Here is a 16,970-nt window from a genome sequence, read left to right as displayed (position 1 = left end):
TCCACTAGTCATGTCGACGATAGTGGCCGATCACCTCCACACCGCGCAAGCCCCTGCCGCTCGGGGCGAGGTCCTCGGCGGGCGAGCGGCGCCGCGGTCCTGCGCGACGACCCCCGAGGGGAACGCCGAGCGGCGACCGGGGTAGGACTTGCCGTGTGAATGATGTGCCGCGCCGGTGGCTGCTCGGCCTGCGGGCGCAGGGTGGCGGGCACCCGCCCGCGGCGTCGTCCGCCACCCTGCTCGTCGCCCGCGACACCCTCGGAGAGGGCCCGACGGGGTGGGCGGTGGAGACGGCCGTGTGGATGACGCAGGAGGTCATCCGGCAGGTGCCCGCCTACGGCGGCGGGCGGACACCCTTCGAGACGCTGCGGCGCTCCGTGGAGGCCAGCGTGCTGGCCGGGCTGACCGGGCTGCTGCTCGACATCCGCCCGTCCCCGGAGCTGGTGCCGATGGAGGCGGTGGAGGGCAACGCCGAGCTGGTACGGCGCGGAGTGCCGCTGGATCAGGTGCTGCGCGGGGTACGGATCGGGCACGCGTGCCTGCACCAGCGGCTGATGGACGCCATCGACGCCGAACCCGGGCCGGTGCGGCTGGCGGAGAGCCACCGGGTGAGCGAGCTGCTCTTCTCCTACGCCGACGCGCACGCCAGCCGGATGGCCGAGGAGTACATCGCCGAACGCGACCGCTGGCAGGCCAGCACGGAGGCGGCGCGGCGCCGGATCGTGGACGACATCCTGGCCGGACGGCGCGTCGATCAGGAGACGGCGAGCCGGACCCTGGGCTACGAGGTGGCCAGGCACCATCTCGCCTTCGTGGTGACCGCCGACGAGCTCGACACCCCGGCCGAGGTGCTGCGCCGCTTCGCCGCGGAGGTCGGCCGGGCGGTGGGCGGGCAGGGAGTGCTGACCGTGCAGGCGGGGCCGTCGGACGTGTGGGCCTGGACGGCCTGGCCGGCGCCGGCCGCGCCCGCCCTGGACATCCGGGTGCCGCGGGGGCTGCGGCTGGCGGTGGGGCCGCTCGCGTACGGGGTGGCGGGGTTCCGGCGCAGCCACCTGGGGGCGCGGGAGGCGCAGGACTTCCTCGGCGAGCAGGTGCGGCTGTGCCGCCATGCCGACATCCGGGTACGGTCCCTGCTGGCCGCCGGGGGAGAGCGGGCCCGCTGGTTCGCCGAGGAGACGCTGGGCGCGCTGCTCGGCGGGGACAGGCGGACGGCGGACCTGCGCGAGACGCTGCGCGTCTACCTGGCCTCGGGCCGCAGCCCGCAGCGCGCCGCCGACCTGCTGCACGTCTCCCGCAACACCGTGTCCTACCGGATCAAGCGGGCCGAGGAGCTGCTCGGGCACGCCCTCCCGGACGATCTGCTGGAGCTGCGCCTGGCCTTGGAGATCGCCCGTACCCTGCCCTGAGCCCAATCACCGGCCCGTTCTTTGGGCGGTGAGCACAAGCGGCCGGATACGGAACCTTCGTTGAATCGGCGTGACGAGCCGATGACGAAGGGAAGCTCATGCGGATTGCCAACCTCGCCGGCCGGGCGGTGCTCCTCGCCGACGGCGGCGCGATCGACATCGAGAAGGCCGGCGGCGGACGCTTTCCCGCCGATCCGCAGGCGCTGTTCGAGCGCTGGGACGACCTGCGCTCCTGGGCCGGGTCGCGCGCCTGGAGCACCGAGCCGGTGCCGTTCGCGGAGGCGGAGCTGGAGGCTCCGGCTCCCGCGCCGCGCCAGGTGTTCGCGATCGGGGTCAACTACCGCGATCACGCCGAGGAGTCGAAGATCGAGCCGGGTGCCGGGCCGCCGGTGTTCACCAAGTTCGTCTCCTGCCTGACCGGTCAGGACGCGGTCGTCACGCTGCCGGAGGGCGGGCTGACCGACTGGGAGGTGGAGCTGGTCGCGGTGATCGGCCGCCATGCCCACCGGGTCGCGGCGGCCGACGCCTGGCAGCACGTGGCCGGGCTGACGGTGGGGCAGGACCTGTCGGAGCGGCTCACCCAGCTCGCGCCGCCGCAGCCGCAGCAGTTCTCCCTCGGCAAGTCGTTCCCGGGCTTCGGCCCGACGGGCCCGTGGCTGGTCACCCCGGACGAGTTCGCCGACCCCGACGACCTGGAGATCTCCTGCCATCTGGACGGCGAGCGCATGCAGCACGCCCGCACCAGCCAGATGATCTTCTCGGTGCCCGCGCTGGTCGAGAAGCTGTCGTCGGTGACCCCGCTGCTGCCCGGTGACGTCATCTTCACCGGCACCCCGGGCGGGATCGGCGGCACCCGTACCCCCGCCCGCTTCCTGGCGCCGGGCGAGCACCTGCACAGCACGATCGAGGGCATCGGCACCCTCCGCACCACCTTCACGGGAGCCTGACCATGGCACTGCACCGCCTGACCCGGATCACCATCGGCGTGCCGAACGTCGCCGAGACCGCCGCCTACTACGCCGACTTCGGCCTGAGGCCGACCGGCGAGAACACCTTCGCCACCGCCGACGGCGGCGAGCAGCTCCGCCTGGTGAACACGCCCACCCGGCGCCTGGTCGAGCTGGGCGTCGGCGTGGACGACGCCGACGACGTCGGCCGCATCACGGCCGGCCTGGCCCGCCTGGGCCTGGCCCTGGACGGTGGCGGCCGCGTGACCGACCCCGGCACGAAGGTCCGCGTCCAGGTGTCGATCGCCGGCCGGATCACCCGCGCCGCCGAGCCCGCCCCGGTCTACAACGGGCCCGGCCGCGCCGACCGCGTGGACGCCCGCGCCCCGGGCGTGCTGCGCGAGCAGCCGGTACGGCCGCGCAAGCTCGGCCACGTGGTGCTCGGCTCCACCGACCAGGAGGCCAGCCAGCGCTTCTTCACCGAGGGCCTCGGATTCAGGATCAGCGACGAGGTGCCCGGCATCGCCGCGTTCCTGCGCTGCTCCACCGACCACCACAACGTGCTGGTCCAGCCCGCGCCGGTGCCGTACCTGCACCACACCTCCTGGGAGGTCGAGGACGTCGACGAGATCGGCCGCGGCGCCCACCGCATGCTCCAGGGCCACCCCGAGCGGCACATATGGGGCCTGGGCCGCCACCACATCGGCTCGAACTTCTTCTGGTACCTCAAAGACCCGGCGGGCAACTTCTCGGAGTACTACTCCGACCTGGACTGCGTCGTCGACGAGGCCGTCTGGAAGCCGGAGGTCTTCGAGGACATGCGCATCCTCTACAGCTGGGGCCCGCCGGTGCCGCCGTCGTTCATCGAACCGGAGGACCTGGCCGCGTTGATGGCGGGGGCGCACAGCGCATGAGCCACCACACCGATGGCGACCGCCCCTTGGTGCTGGTCCCCGAGGACCTGCCGCTGGTGGAGGCGGTGCCGCTGGCCGAGCGCGGCCTGCCCGCCTCCACCTACGACCTGCTGCGCCGCACCGCCACCACGGCTCCGGACGCGCCCGCCCTGCACCTGCTGGGCGAAGGAGCGGAGGTCACCTGGAGCTACGGCGAGCTGCTGGCCCGCGTGCACCAGGCCGCCAACCTCTACATCGGCCTGGGCATGACGCCGGGCGGGACGGTGGGGCTGCTGCTGCCCAACTCCGGCCAGACCTACGCCGCCCTGCTGGGCGCCCAGGCCGTCGGCGTCGCCAACCCGGTCAACCCGATGCTGGCCGAGCACCACATCGTCGACATCCTCACCCTCACCAAGGCCGAGATCCTGGTCGTGGCCGCCTCCCTGGAGGACAAGGCGCTGCGGATCGCCCGGAGCCTGCCGGGACTGCGCGCGCTGCTGGTCGCCGGCGACCGTTTCGAACGGCTCGGCGCCGACCGGCCCGGCGACCGGCTGATCACCTCCTACCGGCCCGGACCGGAGGATCTGGCCGCCTACTTCCACACCGGCGGCACCACCGGCACCCCCAAGATCGCCCCGCACACGCACGCCATGGAGGTCTACATGGCCTGGGCGCTCGGCTGCTCGGGCGCCTACGTGGGGGGCGGGGTGGCGCTGGCCGGGCTGCCGCTGTTCCACGTCAACGCCGTGCACGTGACCGGGCTGGCGCCGTTCATGCACGGCGCGAGCGTGGTCAGCCTCGGCCCGCTCGGCTACCGGGACAAGACGCTCATGGCGGACTTCTGGCGCATCATCGAGCGCTACCGGGTGACCGCGTTCTCGGCCGTACCGACCGTGTACGCGAGCCTGCCGCCGGTGCCCGACGGCGTGGACATCTCCAGCCTGCGCGCGGGCGCGGTCGGCGCCGCGCCGCTGCCCGGCCGGGTCCGCGCGGCGTTCGAGGACACGGTCAAGGTGCCGATGCTGGAGGGGTACGGGCTGACCGAGGCCACCTGCGCCAGCGCGGCCACGCCCGCCTTCGCGCCGCGGGCCGGGACGGTCGGGCTGCGCCTGCCGTACCAGCAGATCAAGGCCGTCACCGTGGACGCCGACGACCGGCCGACCGGCGACTGCCCGCCCGGCCGGAGCGGGGTGCTGGCCATCAAGGGGCCGGCCGTCTTCCCCGGCTACCTCGGCCCGGACGGCCCCGACCCCACCGGCAAGATCTTCGACGGGTGGCTGCTCACCGGCGACCTCGGGCACGTGGACGCCGACGGCTACGTCCACCTCACCGGCCGGGCCAAGGACCTCATCATCCGCGGCGGCCACAACCTCGACCCGCGTCCGATCGAGGAGTCGTTGCTCGCCCACCCGCGGGTGTCGGGCGCGGCCGTGGTGGGCCGTCCCGACGCGCACTCGGGCGAGGTCCCCGTCGCCTACGTGACCGTCACCGGCCCGGTCGCCGAGCCCGACCTGCTGGCCTGGGCCCAGGCCAACGCCTCCGAGCCGGCCGCCGCCCCCAAGGCCGTCCACATCCTCGACGCGCTGCCCACCACCACGGTCGGCAAGCTCTTCAAGCCCGAGCTGGTCGCCGACTCCGTCCGCCGGGTCATCGCCGAGCTCAGCCCCGGCGGCCCGGCCGACGTCGTCCTGGAGGACGGCAGGCCGATCGCCCTGATCGGCCCCGACCCCGAGCTGGCCGCCGCCCTCGACCGCCATCTCATCCGCTACCGCACGGTGAACCCATGATCGACCAGAAGGTCCGCGACTTCCTCGACCGGCACGCCGCCGGGGTGCTGGCCACCACCCGGCCCGACGGCACGGCTCGCCAGTCGGTGGTCTACTTCGCCCTCGACGGCGATCGCCTGCTCGTCTCCACCGAACCCCGCCGCGCCAAGTCCAGGGACGTGGAGCGCACCGGCCGCGCCTCCCTGTGCGTCATGGGCGGCGCGGCGCCGTACCCGTCGGTGACCTTGGAGGGCGCCGCCCGCATCCGCGCCGCCGGCATCGGCGCCGACACCGCCACGGTGTGGTCCCGCATCGGCGGACGGCCGGTCGAGCCGATGACCGACGCCGACCTGGCGGGCATGCACCGGGTCATCCTCGAGATCACCGTCGGGCGTGTCTACGGCGCCAGCTATCTCGACCAAGGAGAACACCCATGACCGGCCGCATCGACGTGCACCAGCACATGATCCCCGAGCCGTACGCCCGCTGGCTGTTCTCGCACGGCGTCGACGCCGCCGTCGCCGTCGCCGAGGCCGGGCACGCGCTCGGCGAGCTGTCCGCCGACGGCGTGACGCTGCTGGCCAACAGCCACGGCGTCTACCTGGGCGACCCTGCCTTCGACCCGCTCATGAGAGTGCTCGACGAGCACGCCGCGATCGTCTTCGTCCACCCCGCCGAGCTACCCGGGCCGGCGATCGACGGCATCCCGCCGTTCGCCGCGGACTTCCTGCTGGACACCACGCGCGCCGCGTTCAGCCTGGTCAAGCATGACGTGCCGCGGCGCTTCCCGCGTATCCGCTTCATCCTGTCCCACGCCGGCGGATTCGTCCCGTACGCCGCCCACCGCCTGGCCATCACGGTCTACGGCGAGACCGGCCGCGACCCGGACCAGGCACTGGAGGACTTCAGCGGCTTCTACTTCGACACCGCCCTGTCCGCCGGTCCCGCCGCCCTGCCCTCGCTGCTGGCCTTCGCCAGACCAGGCCACGTCCTGTACGGCAGCGACTGGCCCTTCGCCCCCGAACCGGCCGTGGCGTACTTCAACACCTGGGCCGACGACCCGGCGATCAACCACGACAACGCCCGCGCACTCCTGAAGGAAAGATCCCATGCCTGACCTCGACACCGACGTGCTCGTCGTGGGCGGCGGCGGCGCCGGCCTGACCGCCTCCATGCTGCTGTCCCGGCTCGGCGTCGGCCACCTGCTCGTCAGCGCGCTGCCGACCACCTCGGTGCTGCCGAAAGCCCACGTGCTCAACCAGCGCACCATGGAGATCCTCGCAGACCTCGGCGTCGCCGAGACCGTCTACCGGCGTGGCACCCCGCCCGAGCAGATGCGTTACTCCGCCTGGTACGCCGGGCTGGCCGGGCCCGCCGACGACTACGGCAGGCGCTTCGGCCTGATCGAGTCCTGGGGCTGCGGCGGACTGTCAGCCGACTGGGCCGCCGCCAGCCCGCAGCGCCAGACCAACCTGCCCCAGATCCGGCTCGAACCCGTCCTCAGGAGCCGCGCCGACGAACTGGCCCCCGGCCGGGTGCGCTTCCACCACGAGCTGACCGCCTTCACCCAGGACGCCGGCGGTGTCACCGCCACCGTCCTCGACCGCGACACCGGCCGCTCCTACCAGGTCCGCGCCCGCTATCTGCTGGCCTGCGACGGCGGCCGCACCGTGGGCAGGCAGCTCGGCATCCGCATGGAAGGCGCCCGCGACCTGGCCCGCATCGCCACCGTCCACCTGTCGGCCGATCTGTCGGCCTGGGCCCGCGACCCCGAGGTGCTCATCCGCTGGCTGCCCCTCCCGCACACCGGCGGCGCCGCCACCATGGTCCCCATGGGCCCCGACCGCTGGGGCCCCGACTCCGAGGAATGGGTCGTCCACCTCAACTACGCCGCCGACGACCCCCGCGGCCTCGACGACGACCAGGTGATCGCCGACCTGCGCACCGCCCTCGGCCTGCCGGACCATCCGCTCACCGTGCACCTCATCACCCGCTGGTCCATCGAAGGAGTGGTCGCCGACCGCTTCCGCGACGGCCGCGTCTTCCTGCTCGGCGACGCCGCCCACCGCCACCCGCCCACCGGCGGCCTCGGCCTGAACGCCGCCATCCAGGACGCCGCCAACCTCGCCTGGAAACTCGCCGCCGTCCTGCACGGCCACGCCGGCGAACCCCTCCTGGACACCTACGAACCCGAACGCAAGCCGGTCACCGCCCGCAACGTGCAACGCTCCCTGGAGAACGCCCTCAACCACATCGTCACCGCCGAGGCCGCCGGCATCGCCCCCGGCGCCGACCCGGAGACGAACTGGCGGCGGATGCGCCGCCTGTGGAGCGGCCTGCCCGAGGACGCCGAACACGCCCGCGCCGTCCGCCGCGCCATCGCCGCCCAGTCGATGGAGTTCAACGAGCACAACATCGAGTACGGCTACACCTACACCTCGGCCGCCGTCCTCCCCGACGGCACCCCCGAACCCGGCAACCCGGACCCCGTCCGCCTCTACCAGCCCTGCGCCCGCCCCGGCCATCCCTTGCCGCACGCCTGGCTGGAGGACGACGACGGCCGCCGCCTGCCCGTCCACGACCTCCCGCGGCCGGGCCGCTTCCTGCTCGTCGCCGGGGAGAACGGCCACGACTGGTGCAAGGCGGCCGCCGAACTCGCCGGCACCTGGCCGCTGGACGTCGTACGCGTGGGCCACCTGGACGGCGATCTCCTCGACCCGCGCTCCACCTGGACCCGGCATCGCGGCCACGGCCCGGAGGGGGCAGTCCTGGTCCGCCCCGACCGGTTCATCGCCTGGCGCGCCCAGAAGGCGACCGACGCGACGGCCCAGCTGGCCCAGGCCCTGCGCTCGCTCCTCGGACATTGACGCCGTTCGCAGGAGACGGTGGCCGCCGCAACGGGTCAGTCCTCGGCTTCCGCGGGCTGGTCCAGGGGCGATTCCGGGCGGTCTTCGCGGGGCGGGGCGCAGCTCTGGCCGCAGCCGCCGAAGCGGGCCGTGTTCACGGGGGTGAAGTCCGAGGCCGGCACGTCCTTCAGGGCCGCCATCATGGTGTCCTTCCAGATGGGCCCGGGCACCGAGGCGCCGGCGACCGTGCCGAAGGTGCGGCCGCCGATCGTGACGCCGGTCAGCTTGTAGCGCTGGGAGCCGCGCGGGTCGCCCAGGCTGACCGCTCCCGCCAGGTCGGGGGTGAACCCGGCGAACCAGGCCGTGGCATAGCCGTCCGTGGTGCCCGTCTTGCCCGCCGCCGGGCGGCCGATGCCGCCGACCCCGCTCATCGTGCCCTTGGTGAACACCCCGGACAGGACGTGCGCGGTGGCGTCGGCCACCTCCGGGTCGAGCGCCTTGCGGCACGACGGCTCGTACGGGGTCGCCGCACCGGTGCTCGCCTCCGTCACCTTGGTGATGACCATGGGCGCACAGTAGGTGCCGCGTGCCGCGACGGCCGCGTACGCGGTGGCCACCGTCACCGGGTCCATCTCGTTGATCCCGAGCGTGAACGTCTCGTACTCCTGCAGCGGCCCCCCGTCCGCCCGCCTGATGCCGAGCGACTTGGCCGTCTGCACCGTCTCGCACAGGCCGACCCGCTGCTCCAGCGCCATGAAGAACGTGTTCACCGATCCCCACGTGCCGGTCGCGAGCGTCTTGAAACCGGGTGAACCCTCGTCGTTGGTGACCGTCCAGGAAGGGATGCCCATGTTCTGGCCCTTGCAGTTCTTGAACGAGGCGTAGCCCGGGGCGGTGTAGGCGTTGGTCACGCTGATCCCGTCGTCGATCTTCATGCCCTGCGCGAGCGCCGTGATCAGCGTGAACGTCTTGAACGTCGAGCCCGCCTGGAAGCCGATCAACCCGCCGTGCCGCTTGTCCGCCACCGGGTTGTAGGAGATCTCCTTGCGCTTGGCCGAACGGCCGTAGGGGCGGCTGGCCGCCATCGCCTTGATCTTGCCGGTGCCCGGCTCGACCAGCGCCTCGGCGGCTACAGGGTGGTCGGAGGCGAAGACATGCTTCCTGATCGCCGTCTCCGCCGCCCGCTGCGCCTTGGGGTCCAGGGTCGTGTAGATCTTCAGGCCGCCGCGGGCGAAGCGCTGCTTCCTGGCCCGCTCGGTCCTGCCGAAGGCGGGGCTGGTGAGCAGCTCATAACGTACGTACTCGCAGAAGTACGGGTAGCGGCTGTCCTGGCAGCCGTTGGGCGCCTCGACGCCCTTGTAGCCGAGTTTCGCCGCCTTGGCGTGCGCCGCCTGGTCCGGGGTGATCCGGCCGAGTTGCGCCATCCGGTCCAGCACCACGTTCCGGCGGTCCAGCAGCAGTTTGCGGGCCTGCTTGCCGAGCCCGGGGTCGGTCCTGTTGGGGTTCTGGACGGCGCCGGCCAGGGTCGCCGCCTGGGCCAGGTTCAGGTCGGCGGCCGAGACGCCGAAGAAGCGCCGCGCCGCCGCCTCCACGCCGTTGGCGCCCGCGCCGAAGTAGGCGATGTTCAGATAGCGGCGGAGAATCTCGTCCTTGGAGTACTTCTCCTCGACGCCCATCGCGTACCGCAGCTCCTTGAGCTTGCGCGCGTAGCTGGCCTCCAGCGCCTTGTTCTTGCCCTCCTCGGTGTCGGCCGAGTTCAGCAGGACCTGCTTGACGTACTGCTGGGTGATCGACGAGCCGCCCTGGGCGATGCCGCCCGAGCTGAGGTTCTTGGCCAGGGCCCGGGCGGTGCCCTCCAGGTCGAGCGCGCCGTGCTCGTAGAAGCGGTAGTCCTCGATGGCGACGATCGCCGTCTTCATCACGTCGGCGATCTGGTCCAGACGCACTTCCTTGCGGTTCTCGGCGTAGAACTGCGCGATGCGGTCGCCCTCGGCGTCGTACACGACCGAGGTCTGGGCCAGGGGCGGCTCTTCGAGCTGGGCGGGCTTGAGATCGAGCATCTCGGTGGCCGAGACGAACAGGGAGCCCGTGCCGCCCACGGTGGGCAGCGCGATCGCGGCGACCACGGTGCCGGCGGCCACGGCCGCTCCGGTCAGGCGGGCAAGGCTCGACAAGGGGCTCGAAGGGGACATGGGCGTCATGACAGCACAGAGCCGTTCGCGCTGTCCAAGACTGATATGCCTTGATTGTTGATATTCGAATGGATATCACTGCAGGCCGGAGCGCCGCCGTCCAGGGAGGGCGGCGCTCGGCGTCGCGCATGTCACTCGCCGGTCATCGCGGCATGCATGCGCAGGTACGGCTCGGCGTCCTTCGGCCTGTTCTGGCGCTGCAGCGTACGACCGAGGAGCAGGCAGGCGTACCCCTCCGCCGGGTCGCGCTCCAGCACCAGCCGGAGCTCGGCCTCGGCCCGGCCGAGCTGGGCCGAGTGGTAGTAGGCGCGGGCCAGCAGCAGCCGGGCCGCGAGGTTGTCCGGCGCCGCGGCCACCACCTGGGCCAGGATGCGGGCGGCCCCGATGTAGTCCTGCGAGTCGAAGAACCGGCGCCCGCGCTTGTACTCCTCGGCCAGCTTCTCGATCGGCATGTTCACTCCTGTCCGGTGTGCGGGAGGCGCTCGGCGGGGATGACGCCCAGGCGGCCGGCCTGGTAGTCCTCCATCGCCTGAAGGATCTCGGCGCGGTTGTTCATGACGAAGGGGCCGTACTGCACGACCGGCTCGCGGATCGGCTGGCCGCCGAGCAGCAGCACCTCCAGGTTCGGCTCGGCCTGCGGCTGCGCCGGGTCGGCGGCGACGGTGATCGCCCCGCCCTGGCCGAAGACGACCAGCTGTCCCTTGCGCACCGGCGTGCGCTCGTCCCCGGCGTAGCCGTGTCCGGCCAGCACGTAGGCCAGGGCGTTGTAGGCGGGGTTCCACGGCACCTCCAGCCGGGCGCCGGGGCTCACCGTGGCGTGCACCATCGTGATCGGGGTGAACGTGATGCCCGGACCGGCGTGGCCGTCCAGCTCACCGGCGATCACCCGCAGCAGCGCGCCGCCGTCGGCCGAGGCGAGCAGCGCCGCCTGGCGACCGCGGATGTCCTGGTAGCGGGGCAGGTGGAACTTGTGCGCGCGAGGCAGGTTGACCCACAGCTGGACGCCGTGGAACAGCCCGCCCGACACCACCAGGTGCTCCGGCGGCTTCTCGATGTGCAGCAGGCCCGATCCGGCGGTCATCCACTGGGTGTCGCCGTCGGTGATCGTGCCACCGCCGCCGTTGGAGTCCTGGTGCTCGAAGATGCCGTCGATGATGTAGGTGACGGTCTCGAAGCCGCGGTGCGGGTGCCAGGGGGTGCCCTTGGGCTCGCCGGGCGCGTACTCGACCTCGCCCATCTGGTCCATGTGGATGAACGGGTCCAGCGCGGACTGCGGCACGCCGGCGAATGCGCGCCGTACCGGGAACCCTTCGCCCTCGAACCCGCTGGGCGCGGTCGTCACCGACCGCACGGGCCGCCGCGTGACGGTGGCCGGGTCGGGCGTGGCGACGCGGGGCAGGGCCAGGGTGTCAGCGGTGATGGCGGGCATGACCCCTCCTGTTTGGTTGAAAATTCAATCGGTTGCTCGCGTCAACGCGTGACCTCCCTCGGGCATTCCCGCTCGCGCGTACCTTTGAGCCATGCGATCAGTCGTCGTCGTTCCCGGCGGGAGGTTCGGGCCGCAGGCGGGGCTGCTCGCCTACGTGGGCCGGGCCGCCGCCCGCCGCGGCGGCGCCCTCGAGCTGATGCCGTACGTGCTCGACGGCATGTGCCGTCCGGGGCCGCTCCATCGGAGTGCCGAGGTCCTCGGGCGGGTCACGACGGCGGTGGAGGCGTTCCTCGACGACGTCGTCTGGCGTTAGGACGCCGGTCAGCAGACCTCTCGCATGATGCGCCTCAGCTCGTCGGGCCGCAGGGGCGGCTCCGGCAGCGGGTGCGCCGCCGGCGCGCGGAAGCCGTCCAGGATCAACGCCAGATGCCGCCGCCACACCTCGGGCCGGACGGCGGCGGTGGCCTCGACCGTGCGGGCGATGCCCCACGTCACGAACGCCATGTCCTCCAGCGTGCAGTCCGGGCGCAGCACCCCGGCCTCGTGCGCGCGCTCGATGATCCGCGACATCATCGCGTAGCCCCGTGCAGGGTCGCCGGCCGGAGTGGGCTGCGGCCCCCGGTGTGAGACGAGGTCGTTGTAGCCGCGGTCGGCGGCCTGGAGCTCGCACACCCGCTCCAGGAAGTGCACCAGCCCGCTCCACGCGTCCGGCATCGACAGGGCGTGCTCCGAGATCTGCACCACGGTGGCCGTGCGGTCGGCGAAGACGGCGTCGACGAGGTCGTCGCGGCTCGGGAAGTGGTTGTAGAGGGTGCCGCTGCTCACCCCGGCCGTGCGGGCGATCTCGTCGAGGGGGACGTCGAGACCGCGGGCGGCGAACAGCTCTCTCGCGGCCGTCACCAGCAGGTCGCGGTTGCGCTGCGCGTCTCTGCGCAGCGGTCTGGCGGAGGTCGGCATGTGGACCATCGTAGGCGAAGTTGAGAACACTCCCAACTTGTGCGTATGCTTCCAGCGCAGAACTTGGGACAACAGTCAACTTAGCTGAATGCATTAAGGAGCCGTCATGTCCAGAACTCTCGCCATCTTCGGCGCCGGCCCGGTCATGGGCCTGTCACTCGCCCGCCGCTTCGGGCGCGAGGGCTTCCGGATCGCGCTCGTCGCCCGGACCAGGGCGAACCTCGACCGCCTCGTCGCCGAGCTCGCCCGCGACGGCATCGAGGCGGCCGGATTCACCGCCGACGTCTACGAGCCCGACCAGCTCGCCGGCGCGGTCGCGGCCATCAAGGAGGCGTACGGGCGGATCGACGTCGCCGAGTTCGGTCCGGGCGGCGGGAACATGGGGGAGGGGATCGCGGCGACGCTCGACGTCGACGTCGAGAACGCGCGGATGATCCTCAACCGGTTCGTCCTCTCGGCGGTCGCCCTGGTGCGGCAGGTCCTGCCCGACATGGTCGAGCGGGGCGACGGCGCGATCCTGTTCACGGCGGGGCAGTCGGGGATCTACCCGACGCCGTTCCTCGGCAACGCCGGCATGGCGCAGGCGGCGCTGCGCAACTACTTCCACACGCTCAACGCCGAGCTCGGGGGCAAGGGCGTGTACGTGGGGGCGGTCAACGTGGGCGCGCTGATCGAGGGCAGCGTGCCGCACCAGGCGATCACCTCCTCCGCGGTGCCGCTCGATTTCGAGCCGGAGGTGATCCACCCGGACGTCTTCGCGGACGGCTTCTGGGAGCTGTACACGAAGCGGGACCGGGTGGAGGCGCTGGTGGGGAGCTTTGGTCAGTAAGCGGAAGGGCGGGTCAGGACGACTGGACGGGTAGGCCGGCGGCCGTCCAGTCCTCGATGCCCTCGCGGTACTTGCGCACGTCGGTGTAGCCCAGCGCGGTGAGCCGGTCGGCGACCTGGCCGCTGTTCGGGCACGCCGGGTTGGAGCAGTACGTGATGATCGCGGCGTTCTTGTCGGGCAGCAGCGCGGATGCCTGGGCGTCCACGTCGGCCGGGGCCAGGGGGACGGCGCCGGGGAGATGCTGCTTGGCGTGGTACGCGCCGCCGAGCGCGTCGACCACGGTCACGGTGCCCGCCTCGATGGCGGCCGCGAGGTCGTCTCGGGTGATGAGAGCGGTCATGTCATTGCCTCCGGAATAAGTCGGACTGCGGTCCGGTTACGTGTGAAGACGTTACCGGACCGCAGTCCGATTATGCAATCGGGGGCGTGGGCCTCCTCGTTACTTGCCGAATCCGGCGGTCAGGCCGGCCAGCAGCTGCCGGCGGCCCACCACGTACAGGATGAGGATGGGCACCGAGGTCAGGACGACGGAGGCGAGCACCGCGGGCACGTTGATGCTGTACTGGCCCTGGAAGGTCCACAGCGCCAGCGGCAGCGTGCGCTGCTCGGGGCTCTGGGTGAGGATCAGCGGCAGCAGGAACCCGTTCCAGATCGTCAGCGCGTTGTAGATGGTCACCGTCACCACGGCGGGCCTGGTCAGGGGGAGTGCCAGGTGCCAGAGCGTGCCGAGCTCGCTGGCGCCGTCGAGGCGCATCGACTCGAACAGCTCCTTGGGCACGTCCCTGATGAAGTTCGACAGGATCAGCACCGACAGCGGGATCGCGAACGCGATCGACGGCAGGATCAGCGCCATGGGCGTGTCGTAGAGGCCGAGCCTGATGATGATCAGGTAGATCGGGATGATCGTGGCCTGGTGGGGGATGGCCAGGCCCATGAGGAACGCCGAGTTGGTCCAGCGCAGGAACCGTCCCTTGCCGCTGCGGACGATCGCGTACGCCGCCATGAACGACACCGCGACGGCGGGCGCGACCGCGCCGACCGTCACGACGACGCTGTTGATGAAATATCGGATGAAGTCCGACTCGATGACCAGCCGGTAGTTGTCCAGCGTGGGCTCGGACGGCGGCAGGAGCGGGTTCTCGATGTAGTAGTTGCTCTGCGACTTGAAGCTGGTGATGACGATCCAGTAGATCGGCACGACCACGACCGCCAGCCAGAACCAGGCGACCGCGCCGCCCAGCCAGTTGGGGCGGCGGGTCACTCTTTTGGGACCGGGAGCGGTGTGCCGCGCCGCCGCCTGCGAGGTGTTCTTCGCGAGGGTCGTCGTCATGTCAGGCACCTTCCAGCTGGCTGTGGCTCGCGTCCCGGCCGCCGAGGCGGCGCAGCAGCAGCGCCAGCGCCAGGCCCACCAGGACCAGGATGACGGCGATCGCGCTGGCCGGACCCATCAGGTTGGCCTGGAAGCCCCTCTTGTACATCTCCAGGGCGAGCACCCGGGTGGCGTCCCCCGGGCCGCCGGCGGTGAGCACGAAGATGAGGTCGAAGAAGACCAGCGAGCCCACGACCATCAGCGTCGAGGACGTGATGATCGTGTACTTGAGCTGGGGCAGGGTGATGCTGAAGAACATGCGGACCCGGCCGGCGCCGTCGATCTCGGCGGCCTCGTACATCGAGCGCGGGATCTGGCGCACGCCACCCTGGTAGATCAGCGAGTGGAACGGGATGAACTGCCACGACACCACGAAGATCACGACGCTGAAGGCGAGGACGGGTTCGCCCAGCCAGTCCTGCACGAGGATCGGGATCCCCAGCCCGGCGCCGAGCCCGAAGTTCGGGTCGAGCAGCGCCTTGTAGGTGATCGCGATGGCGGCGGAGCTGAGCAGCAGCGGGATGAAGTAGATCACCGAGAGCACAGCGCGGTAGCGCTGGAAGCCGGCCAGGAACGTGCCGAGCAGGATGCTCGCCGGCGTCTGCACCACCCACGACATCGCGATGACCAGGAACGTCACCCACAGCGCGTGCGGCAGGCCGGGATCGGAGAGCACGGCGCGCCAGCTGTCGAAGCCCGCCGGACGGATCTCGCCGAGCCCGTCCCAGGCGGTGAAGCTGAGCACGAAGACCCCGATGAGCGGGATGACGCCGAAGCCGACGAAGAACAGCAGGGCCGGCACGGCCAGCCAGGCCAGGCCGCGCCCCTGGCCGCCGGGCACGGCGGCCAGGGGCGCGTTTCCCCTGGCGGAGATCGGGGGGACCGTCACTTGCCTATGACCTCGTTGAGGCTCGTGGCGAACTGCTGGGGCGAGATCGACAGCTGGAACAGCTTGGAGATGTTGTCCAGCAGGACCTCGGCCGCGGTCGGGCTGAGCGCCTGGTCCCAGGACTGCTGGAAGGACTTGGCCTTGCTGGCGACGTCGTAGACGAACCGCTGCCACGTCCCGTCGAGGTCGGTGCCGAACTGCGTGTCGGCGCCCTTGACGATCGGCACGAAGCCGTTGCTGACCCAGTCCTTGTTCTGCGCGTCGGAGTTCATCTCGGTGGCGAAGAACTTCTTGACGATCTCCTTCTCCGCGGCCGAAGCCTTGGAGGAGATCGACATGTACTGGGCCGGGTTGCCCACGGTGTCGCTGGGGTCGCCCTTGCCGCCGTCGACCGGCGGGAAGTTCATGTACCCGAGGTTGCCGCCCTTGACGAAGTCGCCGCCGGTGTCCCGCATGTTGCCGTACGTCCAGCCGCCGTGCAGCATCATCGCGGCCTTGCCGGTGTACAGCAGCGCCTGGTCGGCGTTGGAGTCGGCGGTGATCGAGGAGAAGCCCTTGATGAAGCCGTTCGCCTTGATGAGGTCCTGCATCTTGGTCAGGGCGTCGATGGCGGCCGGGTTGTTCCAGGCGTCCTTCTCGCCGTCGAAGACGGCCTGGAAGACCTCGGGGCCGCCGATGCGGTCGAAGAGGAACTCCAGCCACATCATGTTCGTCCAGCGCGACTGGCCGCCGAGGGAGAACGGCGCGACGCCCGCGGCGTTGAACTTCTTGACCAGGTCCATGATGTCGCCCCAGCTCTGCGGGGGCTGCGCGCCGACCTTCTCGAAGACCTTCTTGTTGTAGAACAGGACGATCGGCGTCACGGCCTCGACCGGCACCGCGTAGATCTTGCCGTCGACCGTGGCCGCGCCGAAGGAGGACGGGAACAGCTTGTCCTTGAGTGCCGCGTTCTGGTCGAACCACGATGTGAGGTCGTCGACCTGGCCCGCCTGCACGTAGCTCTTCAGGCCGCCGCCGCCCCAGCCCCAGATGATCGTGGGGGCCTCGCCGGCGCCGATCGCCGTCTTGATCTTGGTCTTGAACGCGTCGTTCTGGAACATCGTGGTCGCGAGCTGGCCGCTCGGGTTGGCCTTGTTGAAGCGCTCGACGGCTCGGGTGCGGACACCTTCCTGCGGTTGTCCGGTGAGATACCAGTAGGTGGCCTTGCCGGCACCGCCGCCTGTGCTCGTGCTGCCACCGCCGCCACCGGCGCCGGCCTGGGTCGGCCCGGAGCCTCCGCAAGCGGTCAGCGCGGCTCCGAGGGGAAGGCCCATGGAGAGGCTGAGGAAGGTGCGGCGAGAAGTTGACCTGTTCTCCACGCTGATCTCCGTACTTGAACGCCGGGGGGTTGGCCGCGCGGCTCGTTGATCGTCGGATGGTGGTGGCGGGCGGCCGGGGACGCGGCGCC

17 protein-coding genes are annotated in these 16,970 nt (G+C 71.4%); 9 read left to right on the top strand and 8 right to left on the bottom strand.

Features of this window, described 5'->3' with window-relative positions; genetic code table 11:
- The first annotated feature begins 155 nt into the window (after window positions 1-155).
- The 7 genes from ACIBI9_RS59060 (at window position 156) to ACIBI9_RS59030 (ending at window position 7,879) form a co-directional block, all read left to right on the top strand.
- Window positions 156-1,406, top strand: coding sequence for a PucR family transcriptional regulator (locus tag ACIBI9_RS59060; protein ID WP_397236450.1), 1,251 nt, complete (start codon window positions 156-158; stop codon window positions 1,404-1,406).
- Window positions 1,407-1,504: 98 nt separating this feature from the next.
- A complete protein-coding gene (locus tag ACIBI9_RS59055) occupies window positions 1,505-2,353 on the top strand; it encodes a fumarylacetoacetate hydrolase family protein (protein ID WP_397236448.1) in 849 nt (282 codons plus the stop codon).
- A 2-nt stretch (window positions 2,354-2,355) separates the two neighbouring features.
- A complete protein-coding gene (locus ACIBI9_RS59050; protein WP_397236446.1) occupies window positions 2,356-3,267 on the top strand; it encodes a VOC family protein in 912 nt (303 codons plus the stop codon).
- A complete protein-coding gene (locus tag ACIBI9_RS59045) occupies window positions 3,264-5,033 on the top strand; it encodes an AMP-binding protein (protein WP_397236444.1) in 1,770 nt (589 codons plus the stop codon). Before ACIBI9_RS59050 ends, ACIBI9_RS59045 begins: the two co-directional genes overlap by 4 nt.
- Window positions 5,030-5,449, top strand: a complete 420-nt coding sequence (locus ACIBI9_RS59040) for a TIGR03618 family F420-dependent PPOX class oxidoreductase (protein WP_397236441.1) — start codon at window positions 5,030-5,032, stop codon at window positions 5,447-5,449. Before ACIBI9_RS59045 ends, ACIBI9_RS59040 begins: the two co-directional genes overlap by 4 nt.
- Window positions 5,446-6,129 carry an amidohydrolase family protein gene (locus ACIBI9_RS59035; RefSeq protein WP_397236439.1) on the top strand — a complete coding sequence of 228 codons (684 nt, stop codon included), beginning with the start codon at window positions 5,446-5,448 and terminating at the stop codon, window positions 6,127-6,129. Before ACIBI9_RS59040 ends, ACIBI9_RS59035 begins: the two co-directional genes overlap by 4 nt.
- Window positions 6,122-7,879 (top strand): FAD-dependent monooxygenase, encoded by a 1,758-nt coding sequence (locus tag ACIBI9_RS59030; RefSeq protein WP_397236437.1) that lies wholly within the window; start codon window positions 6,122-6,124, stop codon window positions 7,877-7,879. The genes ACIBI9_RS59035 and ACIBI9_RS59030 overlap by 8 nt, the downstream gene beginning before the upstream one ends.
- Window positions 7,880-7,914: 35 nt before the next feature.
- On the opposite strand, the gene ACIBI9_RS59025 is transcribed toward ACIBI9_RS59030, so the two are convergent.
- The 3 genes from ACIBI9_RS59025 to ACIBI9_RS59015 form a co-directional block, all read right to left on the bottom strand.
- Window positions 7,915-10,050 carry a transglycosylase domain-containing protein gene (locus ACIBI9_RS59025; RefSeq protein ID WP_397236435.1) on the bottom strand — a complete coding sequence of 712 codons (2,136 nt, stop codon included), beginning with the start codon at window positions 10,048-10,050 and terminating at the stop codon, window positions 7,915-7,917.
- Window positions 10,051-10,181: 131 nt separating this feature from the next.
- Window positions 10,182-10,502, bottom strand: coding sequence for a tetratricopeptide repeat protein (locus ACIBI9_RS59020; RefSeq protein ID WP_363985093.1), 321 nt, complete (start codon window positions 10,500-10,502; stop codon window positions 10,182-10,184).
- A 2-nt stretch (window positions 10,503-10,504) separates the two neighbouring features.
- Window positions 10,505-11,479 carry a pirin family protein gene (locus tag ACIBI9_RS59015; RefSeq protein WP_397236433.1) on the bottom strand — a complete coding sequence of 325 codons (975 nt, stop codon included), beginning with the start codon at window positions 11,477-11,479 and terminating at the stop codon, window positions 10,505-10,507.
- Between the two features lie 91 nt (window positions 11,480-11,570).
- Here ACIBI9_RS59015 and ACIBI9_RS59010 point away from each other — a divergent pair, with 91 nt between their 5' ends.
- Window positions 11,571-11,792 (top strand): hypothetical protein, encoded by a 222-nt coding sequence (locus tag ACIBI9_RS59010; protein ID WP_397236431.1) that lies wholly within the window; start codon window positions 11,571-11,573, stop codon window positions 11,790-11,792.
- An 8-nt stretch (window positions 11,793-11,800) separates the two neighbouring features.
- On the opposite strand, the gene ACIBI9_RS59005 is transcribed toward ACIBI9_RS59010, so the two are convergent.
- Window positions 11,801-12,436 (bottom strand): TetR/AcrR family transcriptional regulator, encoded by a 636-nt coding sequence (locus ACIBI9_RS59005; RefSeq protein ID WP_397236429.1) that lies wholly within the window; start codon window positions 12,434-12,436, stop codon window positions 11,801-11,803.
- Window positions 12,437-12,542: 106 nt separating this feature from the next.
- Between ACIBI9_RS59005 and ACIBI9_RS59000 the strand changes: the two genes are divergently transcribed.
- Window positions 12,543-13,265 carry an SDR family NAD(P)-dependent oxidoreductase gene (locus ACIBI9_RS59000; protein ID WP_397236427.1) on the top strand — a complete coding sequence of 241 codons (723 nt, stop codon included), beginning with the start codon at window positions 12,543-12,545 and terminating at the stop codon, window positions 13,263-13,265.
- 13 nt (window positions 13,266-13,278) lie between these two features.
- Here ACIBI9_RS59000 and ACIBI9_RS58995 read toward each other — a convergent pair whose 3' ends face one another.
- From ACIBI9_RS58995 to ACIBI9_RS58980, 4 genes are all read right to left on the bottom strand, one after another.
- A complete protein-coding gene (locus tag ACIBI9_RS58995; protein ID WP_397236425.1) occupies window positions 13,279-13,605 on the bottom strand; it encodes a rhodanese-like domain-containing protein in 327 nt (108 codons plus the stop codon).
- Window positions 13,606-13,704: 99 nt separating this feature from the next.
- Window positions 13,705-14,595 (bottom strand): carbohydrate ABC transporter permease, encoded by an 891-nt coding sequence (locus ACIBI9_RS58990; RefSeq protein ID WP_397236423.1) that lies wholly within the window; start codon window positions 14,593-14,595, stop codon window positions 13,705-13,707.
- 1 nt (window position 14,596) lies between these two features.
- Window positions 14,597-15,523, bottom strand: a complete 927-nt coding sequence (locus ACIBI9_RS58985; RefSeq protein WP_397236421.1) for a carbohydrate ABC transporter permease — start codon at window positions 15,521-15,523, stop codon at window positions 14,597-14,599.
- Window positions 15,520-16,881 (bottom strand): extracellular solute-binding protein, encoded by a 1,362-nt coding sequence (locus ACIBI9_RS58980; protein WP_397236419.1) that lies wholly within the window; start codon window positions 16,879-16,881, stop codon window positions 15,520-15,522. Before ACIBI9_RS58980 ends, ACIBI9_RS58985 begins: the two co-directional genes overlap by 4 nt.
- Window positions 16,882-16,970 lie beyond the last annotated feature (89 nt).

This window comes from Nonomuraea sp. NPDC050451 (genome assembly GCF_044458585.1).
Note: the sequence above shows the minus strand (reverse complement) of the source record. Positions and strands in the feature narration are given on the sequence as shown.

Bases quoted from the DNA above. Each gene is read 5' to 3' on its own strand.
- ACIBI9_RS58995 (WP_397236425.1), bottom strand. From the start codon at position 13,605: ATGACCGCTCTCATCACCCGAGACGACCTCGCGGCCGCCATCGAGGCG.
- ACIBI9_RS59050 (WP_397236446.1), top strand. From the start codon at position 2,356: ATGGCACTGCACCGCCTGACCCGGATCACCATCGGCGTGCCGAACGTC.
- ACIBI9_RS59040 (WP_397236441.1), top strand. From the start codon at position 5,030: ATGATCGACCAGAAGGTCCGCGACTTCCTCGACCGGCACGCCGCCGGG.
- ACIBI9_RS59020 (WP_363985093.1), bottom strand. From the start codon at position 10,502: ATGCCGATCGAGAAGCTGGCCGAGGAGTACAAGCGCGGGCGCCGGTTC.
- ACIBI9_RS59030 (WP_397236437.1), top strand. From the start codon at position 6,122: ATGCCTGACCTCGACACCGACGTGCTCGTCGTGGGCGGCGGCGGCGCC.
- ACIBI9_RS58990 (WP_397236423.1), bottom strand. From the start codon at position 14,595: ATGACGACGACCCTCGCGAAGAACACCTCGCAGGCGGCGGCGCGGCAC.
- ACIBI9_RS59035 (WP_397236439.1), top strand. From the start codon at position 5,446: ATGACCGGCCGCATCGACGTGCACCAGCACATGATCCCCGAGCCGTAC.
- ACIBI9_RS59005 (WP_397236429.1), bottom strand. From the start codon at position 12,436: ATGCCGACCTCCGCCAGACCGCTGCGCAGAGACGCGCAGCGCAACCGC.
- ACIBI9_RS59055 (WP_397236448.1), top strand. From the start codon at position 1,505: ATGCGGATTGCCAACCTCGCCGGCCGGGCGGTGCTCCTCGCCGACGGC.
- ACIBI9_RS59015 (WP_397236433.1), bottom strand. From the start codon at position 11,479: ATGCCCGCCATCACCGCTGACACCCTGGCCCTGCCCCGCGTCGCCACG.
- ACIBI9_RS59010 (WP_397236431.1), top strand. From the start codon at position 11,571: ATGCGATCAGTCGTCGTCGTTCCCGGCGGGAGGTTCGGGCCGCAGGCG.
- ACIBI9_RS59045 (WP_397236444.1), top strand. From the start codon at position 3,264: ATGAGCCACCACACCGATGGCGACCGCCCCTTGGTGCTGGTCCCCGAG.
- ACIBI9_RS59000 (WP_397236427.1), top strand. From the start codon at position 12,543: ATGTCCAGAACTCTCGCCATCTTCGGCGCCGGCCCGGTCATGGGCCTG.
- ACIBI9_RS59025 (WP_397236435.1), bottom strand. From the start codon at position 10,050: ATGTCCCCTTCGAGCCCCTTGTCGAGCCTTGCCCGCCTGACCGGAGCG.